At 44.5% G+C, this 20,797-nt stretch carries 19 protein-coding genes; 1 reads left to right on the top strand and 18 read right to left on the bottom strand.

What is annotated here, in order from left to right; translation table 11 throughout:
- The 11 genes from FD968_RS02495 to clpB all read right to left on the bottom strand — a co-directional run bounded on the left by FD968_RS02495 (position 1) and on the right by clpB (position 12,818).
- Positions 1-663, bottom strand: coding sequence for a 3-oxoacid CoA-transferase subunit B (locus tag FD968_RS02495; RefSeq protein WP_215367220.1), 663 nt, complete (start codon positions 661-663; stop codon positions 1-3).
- A complete protein-coding gene (locus tag FD968_RS02490; protein ID WP_215367219.1) occupies positions 660-1,331 on the bottom strand; it encodes a 3-oxoacid CoA-transferase subunit A in 672 nt (223 codons plus the stop codon). Before FD968_RS02490 ends, FD968_RS02495 begins: the two co-directional genes overlap by 4 nt.
- A gap of 73 nt (positions 1,332-1,404) precedes the next feature.
- The gene (locus FD968_RS02485) at positions 1,405-2,133 is read right to left on the bottom strand and encodes a 5-oxoprolinase subunit PxpA (protein WP_215367218.1); all 729 of its coding nucleotides are present in this window, start codon (positions 2,131-2,133) and stop codon (positions 1,405-1,407) included.
- Complete coding sequence (locus tag FD968_RS02480) at positions 2,130-3,893, bottom strand: 5-oxoprolinase/urea amidolyase family protein (RefSeq protein ID WP_215367217.1); 1,764 nt, start codon at positions 3,891-3,893, stop codon at positions 2,130-2,132. The genes FD968_RS02485 and FD968_RS02480 overlap by 4 nt, the downstream gene beginning before the upstream one ends.
- Before the next feature lie 6 nt (positions 3,894-3,899).
- Positions 3,900-5,210: a TRAP transporter large permease gene (locus FD968_RS02475; protein ID WP_215367216.1), complete on the bottom strand. Its 1,311-nt coding sequence runs from the start codon at positions 5,208-5,210 to the stop codon at positions 3,900-3,902.
- Positions 5,207-5,761 carry a TRAP transporter small permease subunit gene (locus FD968_RS02470; protein ID WP_215367215.1) on the bottom strand — a complete coding sequence of 185 codons (555 nt, stop codon included), beginning with the start codon at positions 5,759-5,761 and terminating at the stop codon, positions 5,207-5,209. The genes FD968_RS02475 and FD968_RS02470 overlap by 4 nt, the downstream gene beginning before the upstream one ends.
- Before the next feature lie 5 nt (positions 5,762-5,766).
- Positions 5,767-6,750 carry a TRAP transporter substrate-binding protein gene (locus tag FD968_RS02465; RefSeq protein WP_215367214.1) on the bottom strand — a complete coding sequence of 328 codons (984 nt, stop codon included), beginning with the start codon at positions 6,748-6,750 and terminating at the stop codon, positions 5,767-5,769.
- Between the two features lie 50 nt (positions 6,751-6,800).
- Entirely contained in the window at positions 6,801-7,241 is a 441-nt protein-coding gene (locus FD968_RS02460; RefSeq protein WP_215367213.1) for an HIT family protein, read from the bottom strand.
- Between the two features lie 106 nt (positions 7,242-7,347).
- Positions 7,348-8,646 (bottom strand): isocitrate lyase, encoded by a 1,299-nt coding sequence (aceA, locus tag FD968_RS02455; protein ID WP_215367212.1) that lies wholly within the window; start codon positions 8,644-8,646, stop codon positions 7,348-7,350.
- 281 nt (positions 8,647-8,927) lie between these two features.
- Positions 8,928-10,163, bottom strand: coding sequence for an MFS transporter (locus FD968_RS02450; protein WP_215367211.1), 1,236 nt, complete (start codon positions 10,161-10,163; stop codon positions 8,928-8,930).
- A gap of 51 nt (positions 10,164-10,214) precedes the next feature.
- Positions 10,215-12,818 carry an ATP-dependent chaperone ClpB gene (clpB, locus tag FD968_RS02445; protein ID WP_215367210.1) on the bottom strand — a complete coding sequence of 868 codons (2,604 nt, stop codon included), beginning with the start codon at positions 12,816-12,818 and terminating at the stop codon, positions 10,215-10,217.
- Positions 12,819-12,922: 104 nt separating this feature from the next.
- On the opposite strand from clpB, the gene FD968_RS02440 reads away from it, so the two are divergent.
- Positions 12,923-13,168: a GIY-YIG nuclease family protein gene (locus FD968_RS02440; protein WP_215367209.1), complete on the top strand. Its 246-nt coding sequence runs from the start codon at positions 12,923-12,925 to the stop codon at positions 13,166-13,168.
- Positions 13,169-13,176: 8 nt separating this feature from the next.
- Here FD968_RS02440 and FD968_RS02435 read toward each other — a convergent pair whose 3' ends face one another.
- The 7 genes from FD968_RS02435 to thrC form a co-directional block, all read right to left on the bottom strand.
- Positions 13,177-14,289, bottom strand: coding sequence for an HD-GYP domain-containing protein (locus FD968_RS02435; protein ID WP_215367208.1), 1,113 nt, complete (start codon positions 14,287-14,289; stop codon positions 13,177-13,179).
- A gap of 5 nt (positions 14,290-14,294) precedes the next feature.
- A complete protein-coding gene (gene dctP / locus FD968_RS02430; RefSeq protein WP_215367207.1) occupies positions 14,295-15,221 on the bottom strand; it encodes a TRAP transporter substrate-binding protein DctP in 927 nt (308 codons plus the stop codon).
- A 436-nt stretch (positions 15,222-15,657) separates the two neighbouring features.
- On the bottom strand, positions 15,658-17,325 hold the full coding sequence (locus FD968_RS02425) for a carboxylesterase/lipase family protein (RefSeq protein ID WP_215367206.1): 1,668 nt from the start codon (positions 17,323-17,325) through the stop codon (positions 15,658-15,660).
- A gap of 34 nt (positions 17,326-17,359) precedes the next feature.
- Positions 17,360-17,815 carry a molybdopterin synthase catalytic subunit MoaE gene (gene moaE, locus FD968_RS02420; RefSeq protein ID WP_215367205.1) on the bottom strand — a complete coding sequence of 152 codons (456 nt, stop codon included), beginning with the start codon at positions 17,813-17,815 and terminating at the stop codon, positions 17,360-17,362.
- Position 17,816: 1 nt separating this feature from the next.
- A complete protein-coding gene (gene moaD, locus FD968_RS02415; RefSeq protein ID WP_215367204.1) occupies positions 17,817-18,074 on the bottom strand; it encodes a molybdopterin converting factor subunit 1 in 258 nt (85 codons plus the stop codon).
- An 18-nt stretch (positions 18,075-18,092) separates the two neighbouring features.
- On the bottom strand, positions 18,093-19,319 hold the full coding sequence (gene glp / locus FD968_RS02410; RefSeq protein WP_215367939.1) for a gephyrin-like molybdotransferase Glp: 1,227 nt from the start codon (positions 19,317-19,319) through the stop codon (positions 18,093-18,095).
- A 34-nt stretch (positions 19,320-19,353) separates the two neighbouring features.
- Positions 19,354-20,796 (bottom strand): threonine synthase, encoded by a 1,443-nt coding sequence (gene thrC, locus FD968_RS02405; protein ID WP_215367203.1) that lies wholly within the window; start codon positions 20,794-20,796, stop codon positions 19,354-19,356.
- Position 20,797: the final 1 nt, after the last annotated feature.

Here is a 20,797-nt window from a genome sequence, read left to right as displayed (position 1 = left end):
TTATTTACCAAGCTTCCGCATGGGTACGCCACTGAGTTCTTGAAGTTCTTCAAAACTCATACCGTCAACCCAATCTATGGCTACTAGACCCTCTGGTGTAACAGCAATAGTTGCCAAGTCGGTATAAATACAATCGACTGCTGCTAATGCAGTTAATGGATAAGTACACTCCTTAACCAACTTGGATTCGCCAGACTTGGTGAGGTGCTCCATCATCACAAACAATTTCTTTGCGCCTAGCGCTAGATCCATAGCGCCGCCAACTGCTGGAATAGCCTTGGGATCACCAGTACGCCAGTTGGCAATATCGCCTTTGACGGAGACTTGAAATGCACCCAAAACACAAATATCAATATGCCCGCCACGAATCATCACGAAAGAATCTGCGTGATGACACAACGAGGCACCAGGCAACATTGTGACTGGTTGTTTGCCAGCATTGACCAACTCTTCATCGATCTCATGCTCTTTTGCTAAAGGGCCCATACCAAGCAAACCATTTTCGGAATGCATCAGAATTTCTTTGTCTGCCGGCAAATGGTTACAGATCAACATGGGCTGACCAATACCCAAGTTCACATGAGCGCCGTCGGGTATATCTTGAACAATCCGTTTTGCAATATCAGCAGTAGTACGCTTTTGTACTTTAGAGAGATCAATCATGATTTACCCCCAACCAATACAACACGTTTCACAAAAATTCCAGGAGTCACAATGTTTTCAGGGTCCAAACTGCCAAGCTCAACAACTTCATTGACCTGCGCAATTGTGCAGCGGGCTGCCGTTGCCATAATCGGACCAAAGTTTCGGCCAGTACGGTGATAAGTCAGATTGCCCCAACGATCCCCTTTATCAGCCTTAATTAATGCATAGTCTGCTTTAATTGCGGTTTCAAAAATATGATTTACCCCATCAATCACACGAGTATCTTTCCCCGCTGCGAGCTCAGTACCGAAACCAGTGGGTGTATAAAAACCCCCAATACCTGCACCACCGGCACGAATACGTTCTGCAAGAGTACCCTGAGGAACTAATTCCAATTCAATCTTGCCAGCACGATAGAGATCATCAAATGCTCCAGATTCAGGTTGGCGAGGAAATGAGCAAACCATTTTCTTCACCTGCCCAGCGCCAATCAACTTAGAAATACCAATGCCAGAATTGCCAGCGTTATTACTCACAATTGTCAGATTTTTTGCGCCCTGGTCTGCTAAGGCATCTAATAAGTAAATTGGGAGCCCAGCCCCTCCAAAACCCGAAACCAAAATGGTTGAGCCATCACGAATATCCTGCACGGCATGCGCCACGCTGGGAATGATCTTATCTATCACTGCCTGTCTCCATCTATTTTTTATTATAGGTACTGCACTCAGCTCTTTACTGAATTTCTACCAATTTAATGCATTAGAGTAAAGAGCAGATTTTTCTTGCAAAATCAAGGGCTGAGGGGCCATCCCCATGAATGCAAAGTGTATCAGCCTCCAGCTTGACCAGTTTTTGATCAATCGAAAGTACCTCGCCACTTGCAGCCATCCGTAAAGCTTGCTGTGCAGCCTCATCTTCATCCTCTATTAAGGCTCTTGGTTCAGATCGCGACACTAAATAGCCTTCGGAGGTATAACGTCTGTCTGCAAAAACCTCTTGCCAAAGTATCACGCCAACAGATTTTGCAGCCTCTACATAACAACTTCCTGCTAGGCCGTACAAAATCACATCGCCCCCCAAATCTCTCACCGCTAAGGCAATTGCCTTTGCCAATTCAAGATCTTTGGCTGCCTGGTTATAAAGCGCTCCATGCGGTTTAACGTGATGCAATCGTCCATTCTTCGCATCAACAAATGCTTTGAGAGCACCCGCCTGATACATGACAAAGTTATAGGCATCATTAGGAGTGATTGCCATCTCTCTTCGCCCAAAACCCATTAAATCTGGCAGACTCGGATGAGCTCCAATAAATACATTCTTCTGAATAGCCGCGGCGACTAAATTTTTCATACGCTCTGGATCGCCAGCATGCCAGCCACAGGCAATATTGGTCGAATCTATATAGTCGAGAAGTGAAAAATCATCACCCATCTCCCATACTCCGAACCCCTCACCCATATCGCAATTGAGATCAATTTTCTTTTTCATAACTTACCCAATAGAGCAGACTCAATATTATTTAAGGTTTTTATCTGATTAGTAAAGTACAAAGTATTTGCCTCATCAGCCTTATCAAGTGTAGTCCTGATAAATTGGAACTTATCCCCTGGCTTCATTTGCGCCAATTTTGAACGCTCGGAACTTACCACCTCCAACAATCTAGGATATCCACCCGTAGTTTGATGTTCAGACAACATCAAAATGGGCTGCCCTGAAGGTGGGAGTTGAACTGTACCAAACCAAACGCCTTGTGAAGCGATACCAGAAATGGGGCTGGTAATTTTGAAGTGGCTATCCAATCTCATCCCCATTCGATTGCTTTGTGAAGAAACCGTCCACACTGTTTTCCATAGCAAGTCTTGCTCTTTTGGACTCAGTAAATCGAAATGCAAGCTTGGAATTGCATGAATAAATTGTGTTTTACGACTAGGAATGATGGGAGAAGCAATGGACCATTTGGTGGAATTCATGCCACTGTCAACCATATTTTTTAGGAGCGGTACCCGATCAGAAAGTTGGGCCTGAGATAAGCGCAGGAGCTCGCCCTTTTGTATCGGCTTTTTGCCAATGCCTGCGCTTAGATGCGAACCACCCCCACCAAGAATAGATTGCACATCAATGCCTCCAGCAATTGCCAAAAAAATTCTGTAGCCCTGCTGTATGGAAGAAAAACTCAGGGTTTGGCCCTGACAAATTCGGACAGGTCGATTACCCAAGATACGCTTGTCGTCGATTTTTGCTTCACAAGGCGCACCTACCCAAGCAACCCAAGCGTCTACATGAAATAATAATCGTGGACCAACACCAGTAATCTCCAAGCCAACGGCATTGAACGGATTACCAATTAATGCATTTGCCAGAGCTGCACTATCCAAATCTACTGGGCCACCTGAACTCAGCGCCAGATGGGCATAGCCATAGCGTGGAAGATCCTGGATCGTTGTTAAGGATCCAGCGGAAAGCACTTCAACCGTATTGTTGGCATCTGATGCAGATTCCTCGATTCGTGGAATTTTCTTTGCTAAGTCTGATTGAATTTTTTTATATTCATCTAAATTAATCTCAATGAATTCAACTCGAGCACCAGCCGTCAGTAAATTAGGAGGTACTCTTGCAGCATCAAATAAGATGTCGGGAGTTCTTCCAATCACATTCCAGCCACCAGGCGTAGACTGAGGATATAGCCCAGTCTGCAATTCAGCAATCGCAACGGAGCCAGCAGGCACTGCAGTTCGAGGAGTTTCTAGGCGAGGCAACCTCAAAGATGGGTCTAAGCCACTGCAATATGCAAAGCCAGGTACAAAACCCAGAATATCGACATAAGTTTGAGAGTTTTTATGCCGGTTGATAAATTCCCGGACTGTTAACTTGCACTGTTGCGCACTACTCAACAAGTCGGGCGCTATTTCTGGGTCATAACAAACCCGAATACGATAAACAAGCTCATTTTTTTCTGGTAATTTTTTTGAACTTGAAATTTCTTGTAATGTACTCTGTAAATAAGCCCGTGCACTTGAGCGAATCTGCTGATACTCAAGACTCTGAAAGCTTAAGCATACTAGGAGAGTATCAATACCTGGGATGACATCTAACAGCCAGGAGGGACGGCTTGTTAATAACCGATCGCATAACCGATGAACAGTACTTAGCGCGTTATCGCGACCCCGAAAATCCACCATGAGCGCTGCATCGCCTACATCTAAGATGTTGATTGCACCGGAAGGCTGTTTAGATCTCTTTAGAGCCATTCGGCATTACTTAATTTCTTTTTGTAGAAATTGATCGGGCAACCATGTCACCAGTTCAGGCCAAATGGTAATTAAAGCTACTGCCAATACCATCATGCCAAAGAAAGGCAATGAAACTTTAGCAATGTAGTTGCTATCTTTACCAGTCATACTCTGCAATACAAACAAATTAAAGCCAACTGGGGGCGTTACTTCCGCAATCTCTACCAGTAGGACGATAAAAATTCCAAACCACACCAAATCAAACCCAGCCTGCTGGACCATAGGTAGAACTGTTACGGTGGTGAGCGCAATCATCGAAATGCCATCTAATGCAGTTCCCAGCAAGATATAAATAATTGTCAAAACAAAAATGAGTGCCCATGGTGAAAGATGCATGCTTTGCACCCATTCAGCCAGCCCCCTTGGAATCCCGGTGTAACTCATCACAATCGATAAAAAAGAAGTTGCCCCCAAGACAAACATAATCATTGCAGTCAGTCTTGTAGCCGATAGAAGACTTTGCCAAAAATTATTCCAAGACAAATTTCTACCTGCGGCAGCCAAAATGAGTGACCCTACCACGCCATAAGCAGCAGCCTCAGTTGCAGTTGAGTACCCAGCTAGCATCAGCCAAGCAATAAAAATAATTAAGGCGGTACATGGCATTAATTGCCCGATAGAATGCAAGCGCTGACGCAAAGAGTACTTTTCTGCAGGAGGCGTTTTATCAGGATTGAGAAGCGCCCAAACAATGATGTATCCAGAAAACAAACCCATCAAAATAGCGCCAGGTATAAAGCCTGCCAAAAAGATGCGAATAATTGATTGATCAGCCGCTACTGCATATACCACCATCGTAATTGAGGGGGGAATCAAAATTCCCAAAGTACCCGCGCAAGATAATGAGCCGAGGGTGATCTTTTCATCGTATCCACGCTTTGTTAATTCAGGTAAGGCGGATTTTGCGATCGTTGCGCAAGTTGCAGCAGATGATCCGGAGACCGACCCAAAAATTCCACACCCCAAAATATTCACATGCATCAATCTACCTGGAAGCCAGTTTAACCATGGCGATAATCCAGTAAACATTTGCTCAGAAAGCTTTGTTCTGAATAATATTTCTCCCATCCAAACAAATAATGGGAGAGAGGCTAAGGTGTAGGATGAACTTGAATTCCACCAGACATTAGCCAAATTCATCATCGTATCTTTGTCGGAAAAGAAAGCTAATCCAAACCAAGCGGTAATGGCTACGCCTGCTGGTATCCAAATGCCTATTAGCAGTAAGAAGGACATCAATACCAGTAATATCAGGGCGATCAGCGTAATACTCAAAGCGTCTCCCCAAAATCACCTGCGCTTAAGCGTTCCTCAGCCATTTGCTGATACCGAGGCTTGCCGCCACGCAATACCCTAAAGAGCTCATCTAAAACGGATAGGAAAAAGATTAAACATCCTATAGCTGCAAAAATCTGAGGGATCCAAAGCGGCACAATAATTTGCCCTTGAGATACATCATTAAATTCCCAGCTCTGATAAACAAACAATGAAAAGGCTAAAAGCGCAAATAAACAAAATCCCGACATTACTGTAAGACCAATAATCTCTAAACGATGTTTCCAGACGGGGCTGAGTCGACTTAAAAAGATTTCGACCCTAACAATGCCGCCATGCTGAAATGTTTGCCCCAAAATTAAAAAGGCAGATGCAGCACAAAACCAAGCTATCAGATCATCGGCGCCGCGAAGATTAATGCCAAATTCTCGTGAAAGGGACATCGAGACCATCAAAACACAAATACTAAAAATGCATAAGGCCGCCAGAACGGCGGCCAAATGGATGAGGCCATCAAGCAGACGGCCGTAAGGACTTCGCAAAGCTTGCATGGATTTTATTTCTTAAACTCTTCGATGATTTTTTGACCTTCATCGCCAGCGGAACGAATCCATTCAGCAACCATAATGCGACCTACCCTATCTAAGTCATTCTTTAGTTGAGGTGAAGGCTTTTGCACAATCATGCCATTTTTTGCTAAGGTTTCGTTGTAAAGCTTAGTCTTTTCTTCGGAAACTTTAGTGCCACGTCTCTCTGCTTCAGCACATGCTTTTAACAATGCCGCTTGCGTTGGCTTATCCAAAGCATCGAAAGCTTTTTGATTCACCATCAAAATATTCTTAGGCAACCAAGCATCCACTTCATAGTAATACTTCAAGCTTTCCCACGCTTTAATATCAACACCAGTTGCGCCGGAGGTCATCATGGAATTAATGGTTCCAGTTGCCATTGCTTGAGCTAAGTCAGCAACCTGGACTGTTACTGGCTGCGCGCCAACGAGTTCAGCAATTTTAGACGTTGCAGGGTTGTAAGCCCTCCACTTCAAGCCCTTCATATCAGCGCCTGAATTAATCGGATTTTTAGAGTACAAACCCTGCGGAGGCCAAGGCACTGCATAGACCACCTTTAATCCTTGTTTTTGTAATGCAGACTCTGTGGCATTTTTCGAAAGCTTCCAGAGTTTTTCAGAATCTTTGTAACTGGTAGCCAAGAATGGAATTGAGTCAACGCCAAAAATAGGATTTTCATTGGCAAGCACGGAAATTAAAACCTCGCCCATTTGTGCTTGGCCTGTTTGAACTCCACGCTTAATTCCATTAGCCGGAAATAAAGAGCCATTAGGATGCACAACGATCTTTAAAGAGCCGCCTGTAGCTTTTTCTACATCAGCTGCCAACTGTTGCAAGTTTTCGGTATGAAAATTGCTAACCGGATAAGCGCTTGCCAAATCCCATTTAGTTTGGGCTTGCGCACCGAAGATACAAAAGCCAAATAAGGCAACAATCCAAGATCTGGAGTGTTTAATTAATCGCACGCTCATTTTTGTCTCCAATGTAATTTTATGAGGGAGGGTACTGCTTGAACTTAATACTAATATAACTGAGAAATGGCCTCTTTAATTGCTATGGGCAGTTGCTTAGCCAAAGCTCTTCTAGACTCAAGATGGGATTTTGAAGTCTCTTGTGTTCTCGCTGACCAAGCCGAACCTGGATAAAAGGCATCATCTTTGAACCTCGGGATGACATGCCAATGAATATGGGGAACCATATTACCTAGGGCGGCTAAATTAACCTTATCCGGATCCATCACGCGCCGAATTGCCTCTTCAACCGCAAAGATCAGTGACATTAAATGGTCTCGCTCTCCATAGGTGAGATCTGACATCTCTGAAACGTGTTGATTCCAAATCACCCTACAAAAACCTGGTAGGTCAGGATCATTCACCATAATGACGCGACAATAATCCCCGCGCCAAATCAACTCGCCCTCTTCAGGCTTGAGATCATCTTTACACAGTACGCAATTTGTCATGAGTGGAATATATAAGAAAAAGGCATCTAAGTCACCCTTGTGGGGTAATTTAGATGCCGTGGCAGTATTGGTTTGCTACTGCTTACTACATGCTGCTTAGGGATTCTTAATGGAACTGCTCTTCTTCAGTAGAACCAGTCAATGCGGTAACAGAAGATTTACCACCTTGAATAACGGTTGTTACATCATCAAAGTAACCTGTACCAACTTCTTGCTGATGTGAAACGAAGGTGTAACCGCGGTCACGTGCAGCAAATTCTGGTTCTTGTACCTTCTCAACATAAGCAGTCATGCCGCGCTTAGAGTAGTCTTGGGCCAAGTCGTACATGTTGTACCACATAGAGTGGATACCAGCGAGAGTAATAAATTGATATTTGTAACCCATCGCACCCAACTCACGCTGGAACTTAGCAATCGTTGCATCGTCCAAGTTTTTCTTCCAGTTGAAAGATGGTGAGCAGTTGTAAGCCAACATCTTGCCTGGGAACTTTGCACGGATCGCTTCAGCAAATTGACGAGCAAACTCAAGATCAGGAGTACCAGTCTCACACCAAACCATGTCAGCGTAAGCAGCATATGCCAAACCACGTGAGATCGCCTGATCTAAGCCCTTACGTGTTTTGTAAAAGCCTTCTGGAGTACGCTCGCCAGTTAAGAATGGCTTGTCGTTCTCATCGTAATCGGATGTCAACAAGTCAGCAGCTTCAGCATCAGTGCGAGCCAAGATAATGGTTGGAACACCCATCACATCAGCAGCCAAACGTGCAGAGATCAATTTCTGTACGGATTCAGTTGTTGGCAACAATACCTTGCCGCCCAAGTGGCCACACTTCTTCACAGAAGATAACTGGTCTTCGAAGTGAACGCCAGCGGCACCCTGTTTGATCAAAGCCTTACTTAATTCAAATGCGTTCAAGACACCGCCAAAACCTGCTTCTGCATCAGCAACGATTGGAGCAAAGTATTCGATGTAACCTGGATCACCTTTATTAATACCTTTAGCCGTTTGGATTTCATCGGCACGTTGGAATGAGTTGTTAATGCGCTCAACCATTTTTGGAACAGAATCTACTGGATATAAAGATTGGTCTGGGTACATTGCCGCATAAGAGTTACCGTCAGCAGCAACTTGCCAACCAGACAAGTAAATTGCTTGAATACCAGCTTTAACTTGTTGCATTGCTTGACCACCAGTCAAAGCACCTAAACAGTTCACGTAAGCTTCGTTGTTGACCAATTCCCAAAGACGCTCTGCGCCATGCTTCGCTAATGTGTGCTCAATCTTCAATGAGCCACGAAGACGGACAACATCTTCAGCCGTATAGCCACGAGTAATACCTTTCCAGCGTGGGTTGGTTTCCCAATCCTTTTGTAACGCTGCGATTTCTGCTTTGCGATCTGCCATGTTTTTCTCCCTAAGTTAAACAAGTAATTCAAAATTTGAGAACTTTTAAGACCCATTGAAGTCTTATGTCTTATATAAGAGTTTAGACAGTTCAAATTTCTAAGCAAGGGGAATAGAAGATTTTTTGTAAATTATTTAACTGTTTAAATACAGTTACTTAGAAAGTATATTTCGTAATGCGGAAATATGATCCATGCCACGAAATATATCTGAACCACTAATGTTGCGCTGCATTTTACGCAGTGTAATGACATTTCATATTATGAAACATCTTGGAGTGATTACTTAGCTTTCGGCAAGCGATCTGCAGAGACTTTAAATACTGTTGGAATAATCATCAACTGGAACAGAACAATGCCGAGGAATAAAGCCTTGGGCAACCCTGCATCCATGAATAAACCAAAGATAAAAGGGCCTACCGCTGCGCCCAGATCAATACCTGAATACACGATTCCATACACGCGCCCTGCAACCCCCTGAGGTGTTGCTTGCTTAACCAATAAATCTCGTGATGGCGCCACTACTCCATATCCAAAACCCAGTGCAAAGAAAATTATTGGAACGAGATCAACTGAAATGAAGCCTGTCGCTAGTAATAGGCACATAACTACTGTGATAGATAAACAAGTGGAAACGATTCGCTCGGGAGCTTGTAACTTAGCAGCCAAATATCCGCCAAACAAAACACCCCCTGCACTACCCAAGGCAAGAAGCGTAATGTAATAGCTACCCGTCGTTAATGGAATCTCATAAATACTAAAGAGTGCGCTTGGAGCAAATGATTGCAAGCTTGAAGTGGAAGCCATGCTAAAGAAAAAGAAAGCCCAACATAACCAGACTGCTGGTGATTTTAAGAATGCAAAAACACTCTCTGGGGCGCTACCAGGATTAGCAGCTTGAGCATTAGCATGGCTACTCTCGTGACGCTCTTTAACATTATCCAGCAATTGATTTTTGTTGCTCCAAAGGATCGCCAAAATGATGGCCTCCAACAAAGCTGCCGATAGGAAAGCAATCCGCCAATCAGCAAGCTGTGCAATCCCCACCATAAATGCTGGCGCAGCAGCCCAACCCAAATAACCAGTTACACCATGCATAGAATAGGCATAAGGTAAGTTTGGTGGAGAAATTTTATGATTAATCAGGGTGTAATCGACCGGGTGAAAAATGCCGTTACCACAACCAGCAATGACTGCGCCAACGATCAACATAAGATAGCCATTACTTTGAGAGTAAGTTAAAGCCGCAAGCGCGAGTAAACCAACCCCAACAAATAACACTGGTCTTGCTCCAATACGATCAACCAAGAATCCTGAAGCTGCTTGCACAATACAAGAAACCACAAAGAAGATTGACATGAGTAAGCCAAGCTCAGCATAGCTTAGGGCAAATGCGTCCTTCAACCATGGAAACATGGGAGGTAGCACTAAGTGAAAGAAATGTGAGCTGCCGTGCGCTAGGCTAATAAGACCAATAACCCGGACATCACTGGCACGCCTACTGAGCGCAACAGTCATGTACCGAGTTTACTGGGGCAGGAAGATTCCTGCAAAAAAACAGCTGGGATACTAGTGAACTTGACGAGTGAAGCTAAAGTCGCCCTTTTTATCTACATCGACAGGGACTACATCTTTAGGACCAAACTTGCCCTCCAAAATCATCTTGGAAACGGGGTTCTCGATATGCTGCTGGATGGCGCGTTTCAGCGGTCTAGCTCCAAATATCGGATCAAAACCAACTTCGGCAATCTTGCTTAAGGCCGCATCACTCACTTCGAGCTGCATATCCACTTTTGCCAAACGATCTGACAAGTTTTTCAGTAAGATCTTCGCAATATTTGCGATATTGCCTTTGTCCAAGCCATGGAACACCACAATCTCATCAATCCGATTCAAAAACTCTGGACGGAAATGATTCTTCAGTTCTTCAAAAACAGCGTCTTTGATTTCTGATTGTTTCTTGTCGGTCATTGACTGAATCAACTGAGAACCAATATTACTGGTCATCACAATCACAGTGTTCTTAAAGTCAACAGTACGACCCTGACCATCCGTCAAGCGACCATCATCCAATACTTGTAAGAGAACATTAAAGACATCAGGATGTGCTTTTTCAATTTCATCAAACAAGATAACGCTATATGGATGACGACGCACCTGCTCAGTTAAGTAACCACCCTCCTCATAACCAACATAACCTGGGGGCGCACCAATCAAGCGAGCAACGCTATGTTTCTCCATGAATTCACTCATGTCGATACGAATCAAATGGTCTTCACTATCAAACAAGAAGCCAGCCAATGCTTTGCAAAGCTCTGTCTTGCCGACACCAGTTGGGCCTAAAAATAAGAATGAGCCATAAGGGCGATTCTCTTCAGCCAAGCCAGCACGTGAACGACGAATCGCATCAGATACGGCACGAATAGCCTCCTCTTGGCCAACCACACGCTTATGTAGTAACTCTTCCATCTTGAGTAACTTATCGCGTTCGCCCTGCATCATCTTCGATACAGGAATGCCGGTTGCACGAGAGACTACTTCAGCGATTTCTTCTGCACCTACTTGTGTACGCAAGAGCTTGTTCTTTACCACACCATCTTTATCGCCTTTAGCTTCCGCAGCAGCTGCAGACTTTAGCTTGGCCTCAAGCTCGGGTAATTTACCGTATTGCAACTCAGCAACTTTCTCCAGCTTGCCCTCACGCTGCAATTTAGCGATCTCTCCACGTACTTTCTCAATTTCCTCTTTCAGATTCGCAGCACCTAATACAGCACCCTTCTCTGCTTTCCAAATCTCTTCTAAGTCAGCATATTCAGCACCAAGGCGTTTGATCTCATCTTCAATCAACGCAAGACGTTTCTGAGAAGCCTCGTCTTTCTCTTTCTTCACGGCCTCCCGCTCAATCTTGAGCTGAATTAAACGGCGATCAAGCTTATCCATTACCTCTGGCTTGGAGTCAATCTCCATTCGAATGCGTGAACCCGCCTCATCAATAAGGTCGATAGCTTTATCTGGCAGGAAACGGTCAGTAATGTAGCGATGGGATAACTCAGCAGCCGCCACAATCGCTGGGTCAGTAATCTCAATACCGTGATGAAGCTCATAACGTTCCTGCAAACCGCGCAAGATCGCAATCGTCGCCTCAACGCTTGGCTCTTCAACCATCACTTTTTGGAAGCGACGTTCAAGGGCGGGATCTTTTTCAATGTACTTGCGGTACTCATCCAAAGTCGTTGCGCCAATACAATGCAATTCACCACGGGCTAAAGCAGGCTTGAGCATATTGCCCGCGTCCATTGCACCATCACCTTTACCAGCGCCAACCATCGTATGAATCTCATCAATAAAGATGATGGTCTGACCTTCATCTTTAGCAACATCACTCAACACTGCTTTGAGGCGCTCTTCAAATTCACCGCGATACTTTGCACCAGCTAAGAGCAAGGCCATATCCAAAACCAAGACACGCTTGTCCTTGAGGGTCTCAGGGACTTCACCATTCACAATACGTTGCGCTAAGCCTTCAACGATAGCAGTCTTACCTACCCCAGGCTCGCCGATGAGTACCGGGTTGTTCTTACCACGACGTTGCAAGATTTGAATGGTGCGACGAATCTCATCATCACGACCAATCACGGGATCAAGCTTGCCCATGCGAGCACGCTCTGTTAAGTCGACTGTATATTTCTTTAAGGCCTCACGTTGACCTTCAGCATCTGCACTATTCACTGATTCTCCTCCGCGCACTAAATCAATAGCCGCCTCTAACGATTTACGATTTAAGCCATTCTCACGGGCAACCTTGCCAAGCTCACCCTTGTCATCAGCCACTACTAATAAAAATAATTCGCCAGCAATAAATTGGTCATTACGCTTATTCGCTTCTTTTTCACATAGGTTGAGCCAATTGCTCAGATCACGACCTACCTGCACTTCGCCACTTGTGCCCTGCACTTCTGGCAAATTGGAAATGATTTTCTCCAACCCTTTTTCTAGGCCTGGAACATTAACGCCAGCGCGGGTTAATAAACTCTTGGCTGCGCCATCAGAGTCACGCAACATTGCCAACAAGACATGGGCTGGCTCAATATATTGGTTATCTTTGGCTAAAGCGATACTCTGGGCCTCACTTAAAGCCTCTTGAAATTTAGTTGTTAATTTATCTATTCTCATTTTTATGCCTCATGTATTCCATGTATTTCTATCTATAGAATATAAGGGCAATATTGCTAATTTCAAGGCTATTTACGCCCTTTTTAACCGGAATTTGACCCATTTTGACCTGGCTTGTTTACCTTCTTGAGTGCTCTGATGGCAGCTACTATGCCGGCATCACCAACCGTCTTGAGCATCGCTTAGAGGCCCATAACTCAGGGCAAGGCGCTCGCTATACAAGAGCGCGAAGGCCAGTTGTCCTCCTGGCAACCCAAGAGCACCCAGATCGATCGGAGGCCTCCAAGGCAGAGGCTAAATTAAAGGGTCTACCTAGAGCTAAAAAGTTAGAATTTTTTGGGATCGAGTAAGCAATAAGCTACTCGTCTTTAAATTGCTCGGCAATTTCTTGAAAATGATCCTGCTCAGCAATAAATGCCTCAACAACAAGAGGGTCAAAATAGGTGTCCTGATGACGAATAATTTCTTGAATGGCCTCTTTGTGGGTCCAGCCTTTTTTATAAACGCGCTCACTCACTAAAGCATCATAAATATCCGCTACAGACATAATTCGCGCGGCTAGTGGAATATCAATACCGCTTAATCCCCTTGGGTAACCACTACCATCCCATTTTTCATGATGGCCGCCAGCAATTTTCAACGCCTTTGCAATCACACCATCTTCATCATGAAACTCATTGCCGGCTGAAGATAGTACCGCTTCACCAATAGTGGTGTGCGTTTTCATAATTTCCCACTCGTCTTCACTTAATCGACCAGGCTTCAATAAAATATGATCTGGTATACCTACCTTGCCAATATCATGCAATGGAGCAGCCTTATAAAGTAAGTTTATGACCTTATCGCTTAATTCACTTTCGTAATAACCCATCCTTCTTAAACGCAAAGCAAGGTTTTTTACATAAAGCTGCGTACGAATAATATGATTGCCAGTTTCATTATCTCTAGCTTTTGCTAGTGCATTAAGACTGGCGAGCATCTGAGACTCGAGTGCCTGGGCCTTGTTCTTTTCATTTAGAGAGAAGAGGCGAATGATGGAGTCAATAATCGCAATGAATAGCGCAGAATAGATCGTTAAAAAAATCCAGCGCCAGCCAACATCCATTCGGGTAAAAAGTTGCCACTCTTGCTCGCCACTAGTCTCAAAAAAGAAGGCCAAAACGATACGCAAACTTAAGAAAGCAGTCTGGGCTGCCAGCAAATAACGCAAAGTATCCACTAAAGTAGATGTCATTGAACGCGCAATATTCAGCACTTCTATGAAAGCCCAAACTGACATAGCAAAGGTAGCAAATGAAAGTGCCCACTTTTGATATGAAGATGAGTTGTAGCTCACAAATATTTCATAGCAAAAATTGAAAGCAAAAATGAGTGCCGATAGCCCAGCAATCACGCGCAATGGCAAAAGAATTTTCTGGAAATGAATATCTTTTACTAAATTCGACTTATCAAAGGAAAGATTTTTGCGCATGTGAATTAATGTATGTCTGCAATTGGCGTAGCAACTTTTAGCCATTCTTCGCCGCACCCGGGATATTCTTTGTCACACACATCCCGCCACTTCTTAAATGAGATAGCTTTGGCCTGCTGCTTGAAATAGTTCAGATCATCGCTTGGAAGATCTACAAGAATCAAGCTGTATTGCTTACCATTCTTACAAGACTCTTTTCCCAGCAGACAATTCTGGGACCCGATATATAAATCTTCCGAAATAGACCACATATTATCTATATGCTTATTAAAGGCCATTTGTAAAATTTGCTGTTGCTTTTCACTCAGCAGACTCCATTTTGATAAGGCAATCGCATAAGCATTTACTCCGGTATTAAATGAGATTGGAATGTAATACTTTGTATAGTTCAACCATCCAGCAGAGCCGGCAGAAGTGGCGCTTGTAATTGCACAATCTACGAGCTGATTTTGAAGCGCTGCCTTAGTTTCATCGAAAGGGATAATGGCTGGAACCGCTCCAAGCGAGGCGACAAAATCACCCAATAAGTCACCAGCTACACGAATCTTTAAGCCCTTTAAATCAGAGATTCTTTTAATAGGTTTGCTGCAAAAAAGTTCTTGAGGACCAAAAGTCCACAAACCCAAGAGTTTGACGCGATACTTTTCCTGCAGATGTCTATCAACTACGGGTAGATAAGCATCTGCAAGTGCACGCCCTTTTTTTAAATCTAGATTTAATCCAGTTAAATCCAGGCCATTTAGAGTGACTTCATTTTGTGAATTTTGTATCAACCTCAGGGAGGCCAAATCAAATACACCATCCCTCATCATTGGCAGCTGATAGGTATCCTTCAGACCCAGGGCATCAAGACTTTTAAAATCAACCTCGATAGGAAGCCCCGTCTCTTTTTGTAATGAAGCAAAAAAGGGTTGCTCAACTTGGGTAGCCATTGGACCTGTAGAATTTGGCTGCCCGACTACCTTAATCTTGACGACCGCAAGCATCTGCCAGGCAATTCCAAAGCAAAGCAAAATGATGACTGCAGCAATGATTCTTTTCATTGCCAGCCCAGTCTAGAGATCCGTGAGTAAATAGCAGATTTCATTGTTCAATTTTTTAAGTTGATTTGTGATAATCCTACTATTTTTTAGTAGTAATTTATTAGTAGAAAAATACTATTTCATGCACCAAGTTCAGGAATCTCAGGGACAATCGACCCTATTAGCAATCAACGAATCATGAAGCCAAGGATATTAGTTAAGGATTGGCTTCTGCAGGCATGGTGCCCAAGTAGGCCAAAACGCAAACTAGCAGAATAAGTGCTAAGCCAATAATAAGCGCCCAGGTTCTTTGATTATTTTGCATCAACACACTTCTCTTCAATAATTAAAAAGCTTCTTTTAGACGCTCGAGAGCAAAAATCTCTCTCAAGTGAAGCATTTGATAATCCACTCGCTCTTTAAGCAAGCCTGTAATAGTCTCTTGATCGTATGAGAAATTTCTCATGACATCAGACTTGAGGCTGTAGATCGGCCAATTGGCTTGGCCACTGACATTCGGATTACCATTTTTTGCAAATGCTGCCCAAGTAGCCGACATTCTCTCGGACATCGCAATATCCTGAGGATTGTTCTTATCGGTAATTGGATACCAATATTTCGACCATACCCCTTTTTGTTTGAGATCAGCGGTGGCTTTTTCTATCAACGCGCAATTGTTAGAACCAGACTCTAGCTTACTGGGTGCTTGCGGCATGAGCCCATAGCTACCAAATACATAACTGATCTCAAAAGTATGAGGCACACCTGGATAAGCAGGCCGAATATTCTTAGTCAAGTAATCAAAGTAGTAAGCATAACCAGGTGCAATCCCATTCATACTATCGGCAAGCAGCTTAGTGCTACCGCGATACAACATGTCACCCAGAACATCTGATGACTCAACGCACTTATCTTTGACTCTGGAGTAAAGCTTCTCAATATTTTTTGGGGTTTCATGAAGCTTTTTAGAAAGCGCAGCTAAAGCTGGTTGACCTGGAACCAAAAAACTCGAGTCCCAAGAATTGGTACCAATCATGAATGGAACTTTTGCCTGTTTGCCCGCTGCAAACAAGGGGATAGGATCGCCTTGAATGATTTGACCATCAATAAAAGGGCCACCAAATTCACCTTGCTCAAAATTCGCGGCCGTTAAGACTAATTTACTAGTTGGCAAACTTCTCAATTCTTTAAGCGATTTAGCGCCAACTGTTGCCATATATTTCGCATCAATTTCAACTTCTGGTGCCATGCCTAAATGTTTTTGCGTCATGCCACGAAGAGGACTCTGCTGGGCGCTCTCGGCGATCGCCCTATGGAATAAGCCTCTCGCAGCATCTGAAACCATCAACCATGTAACACTGCGACCGCCTGCAGACTCACCAAATATCGTGACGTTATTGGGATCACCGCCAAATGCAGCAATATTACTTTTTACCCATTTCAGCACAGCAATTTGATCCATGGTGCCGTAGTTACCCACTGGCTCACCCTTTGCTTTAGCTTCTGCAATCAATTCTTTGCTTGCAAAGAACCCAAAGGTGCCTAGGCGGTAGTCAAATGTCACCACGATGACACCATTTTTAATGAGATTGATTGGCGTGAACTGAGCATCTCTAGCTCCGTCAACCAACATGCCGCCACCATGAATCCAAACCATCACCGGCAAGTTCTTGGCGGGCTTGGTTGGTGTGAATACGTTTAACTTTAGGCAATCCTCGTTGCCCGGTAAGGACAGGCCTGAACTTAAATTCTTCACATAAGGCTGTGGGCAAGCATCACCAAAACTACCGGCATCACGTGTTCCATTCCAAGCCAGAGCAGGCTGTGGTGGCCTCCATCTCAGATCACCGACTGGAGGCGCTGCATAGGGGATATTTTTAAACACCAACATATTGTGCTCTGTCACACCCTGAAGTCGACCACTTTCTATTTGAATAATGGGTCGCCCGCTCTGAGCAGAGACGTGTACAGAGAAGATTCCCAACAATAGTAGGAGTGTAAAAATTTTCTTCACGGATTTTCTTTCTATGAGGGAAAGCTATTGAATGCTATTTTTGCTTCCAACGTGCCATGGCAGCATCGTCAGTCACGCGGGCATCGACCCAGCGCGCACCTTCAGGGGTATCTTCTTTTTTCCAGAATGGGGCTGCAGTCTTGAGGTAGTCCATGATGAACTCGCAAGCAGCAAAGGCTTCTCCTCTATGGGCGCTAGTCACGGCCACCAAAACAATTTGATCCTCTGGTAATAAAGCTCCAACACGATGAATCACAAGCGTGTTGTAAATATCCCAACGTGCTTTTGCCTGAGTAATGATTTCTTCTAGAGCCTTTTCAGTCATGCCGGGGTAATTCTCTAAAGTCATACCCTTTACTGGGCCGCCATCATTCATATCACGCACAGTACCCAGGAATGTCACTACCGCACCGACTCTTGGATCACCCTTGTGGAGTGCTGCAACCTCGGCAGTCAGATCAAAATCTTTTTCTTGAATTCGAATTGGCACATTAGCCTCCGGTCACTGGAGGAAAAAATGCTACTTCAGCACCTTCTTGCAAAGCAGTATTTGAATCCACCATGTGATGATTCAGGGCGCAGCGCAATGCTTTTCCCTCAGCTAGAGACTCAGCCCACACGCCACCGCGTTGAGCAAGAAAGATTCTGAGCTCAGCAATTGTTTTGACGCTGGTGGGCGTATCGATATTTTCTTGAGAAATCCCTAAGGCTTCACGCAAGGATGCAAAGAATCGCAATTCGAGTTTCATAAGGTAATCGTAAACCGATTATTTAAGCAGCGAGTCAAAAGGGATGTATTTCACTAAATCACCCCTGTGAATAGGCTGCCCTGGTGGGCAATCCAGCAGACCATCCCCCCAAGAAGCACTTGTGAGTACACCAGAACTTTGATTAGGGAATAAATCTAAGCCACCCTCTGCATTCACCTTCACCCGCAAGAACTCATTGCGACGATCTGCTTTTGTCCAATCAAAATCAGCGCGCATTAAATAAGATTGTGGCAACCTCGCTTCACGGCCTTGGAGTTTAAGAATAAAGGGGCGTACAAATAATAAGAATGTGACAAAACTAGATACTGGATTACCAGGTAAACCGATAAACCAGGCTTCACCATCTTTGGATTCATCGGATTTACGAACTGCACCGAATGCTAGTGGCTTACCAGGCTTAATCGCAATCTGCCACAGATCTAATCTACCTTCAGCGGTCACTGCCGGCTTGATGTGATCCTCTTCACCAACCGACACGCCCCCCGAAGTAATGATCAAGTCGTGATCTTTACTCGCTTTGCGTAAGGCTTGGCGAGTAGCATCCAAACGATCAGGAACAATGCCTAAATCCGTCGCCTCGCAACCCAAAGACCTCAGGCAAGCTAATAAAGTATCGCGATTAGAGTTGTAGATACCGCCTGGTTTTAGAGGCTCTCCTGGTAAAGCCAATTCATCACCAGTAAAAAAAGCAGCAACTTTCACACGGCGCTTCACATTTAAGTGGGTTAAACCAGCAGACGCAGCAACACCCAACTCTTGAGGGCGTAAAAATGTGCCAGCCGTTAGAGCTGTTTTGCCTGCGGTGAGATCTTCACCACGGCGACGGATCCATTGGCCTGGTGTTGGGACAATGTTGACTTGAACTTGGTCTGCAGCACCCTCAGGAATAGCGCAATCTTCTTGCATCACGACTGCATCAGCACCTGGTGGTACAGGGGCACCTGTAAAAATTCGGGCTGCAGTACCAGGCTCCAGTTGTATGCCAACCGAACCCGCCGGAATACGTTGTGCGATTTTCAGAGTTTTCCCAGTCGTCGTGGTGTCAGCAGTTCTCACTGCATACCCATCCATAGAAGTGTTATCGAGCGGAGGTACATCCACCAGGCTATTCACATTTTCTGCGAGTACACGACCCAACGTTGCTTGCATCGGAACGTTTTCATGTTCCTCTACTGGTTTAGCATGGGAGAGTAAATGATCTAAAGCCTGCTGCGCAGTCAACATCGGTGGCTTAGTCATAGCAATATCAATTAAGAATTTAACTAACGTGCGCCGTAATGAAATCTTTAACCTGATTTACATCAGCATCAATATTTTCAACGCGCTGTGGCTTTGATTTAATGTCTCTAAATGCAGGTGGGCATTCGGCAGGACGACCCAAAGCTTCTTGAATAGTTTCTTCAAACTTAATTGGTAAAGCAGTTTCAAGAACCAGCATCGGAATACCTGCTTGCAAATGCTCGCGAGCCACTTTGACACCATCAGCGGTATGCGTATCAATCATCACGCCATATTGCTTTTCAACATTGCGAATAGTATCCAAACGGTTAGCATGGGTGCTGCGACCAGATTGGAAACCATATTTGCCAAGATCCTTGAAGACCGCATCTTTGGAAATGTCAAAACCACCTGTCGTATCGACTTGCTTAAACATGGCTGCAGTCGCCCGACCATCCTGACCCATAAAGTCGAAGACAAAGCGCTCAAAGTTACTTGCCTTAGAAATATCCATTGAAGGACTAGAGGTATGCAAAGTTTCAGCAGACTTACGCGCACGATAAACACCGGTACGGAAGAACTCATCAAGAACATCGTTCTCATTAGTTGCCACAATGAGATGTGCAATCGGCAAACCCATCATGCGAGCAATATGGCCCGCACAAATGTTACCGAAGTTTCCTGATGGAACGGTGAACGATACTTTTTCAGCACTAGACTTGGTTGCCAGTAAATAACCTTGGAAGTAATACACGACCTGAGCAACAACGCGACCCCAATTAATAGAGTTCACGGTGCCAATTTGGTTCTTCGCTTTAAACGCATGATCGTTACTGACCGCCTTAACAATATCCTGGCAATCATCAAAAACGCCAGCGACTGCTAAGTTAAAAATATTGGGATCCTGTAAGGAATACATCTGAGCCGATTGGAAAGAGCTCATCTTGCCGCGTGGCGAGAGCATAAACACCGTTACACCCTCTTTGCCACGCATTGCATATTCAGCAGCACTACCAGTATCGCCAGAAGTTGCGCCCAAAATATTGAGCTTTTGACCTGCACGCTTTAATGCATATTCAAAAAGATTGCCCAGTAACTGCATCGCCATATCTTTAAAAGCCAAGGTTGGACCATTGGAAAGACTTAATAAGCCAATTCGGGTGCCATGCTCTTCTCCCAACCAATGTAAAGGCGTAATGTCTCTCGCATTATCTTGAGGACGCCCATTGCAATAGACTTGCTCGGTGTAGGTTTTACGCAAGAGTGCACGCAGATCTGCCTCAGGGATGTCATCGCAATAAAAACTCAAGACTTCGTAGGCTAAGTCTGCATAAGACAAGCCACGCCAAGAATCTAACTGAGCGGGAGTCACTTTTGGATATTGCATTGGCAAATACAGGCCGCCATCAGGCGCCAATCCACCCAACAAAATTTCTAAGAAGGATTGTTGCGGACTATTGCCACGAGTAGATTGGTAACGCATA

Source organism: Polynucleobacter sp. AP-Titi-500A-B4, assembly GCF_018688095.1.
Lineage (GTDB): Bacteria > Pseudomonadota > Gammaproteobacteria > Burkholderiales > Burkholderiaceae > Polynucleobacter.
This window is presented reverse-complemented; position numbering and strand designations above follow the sequence as displayed.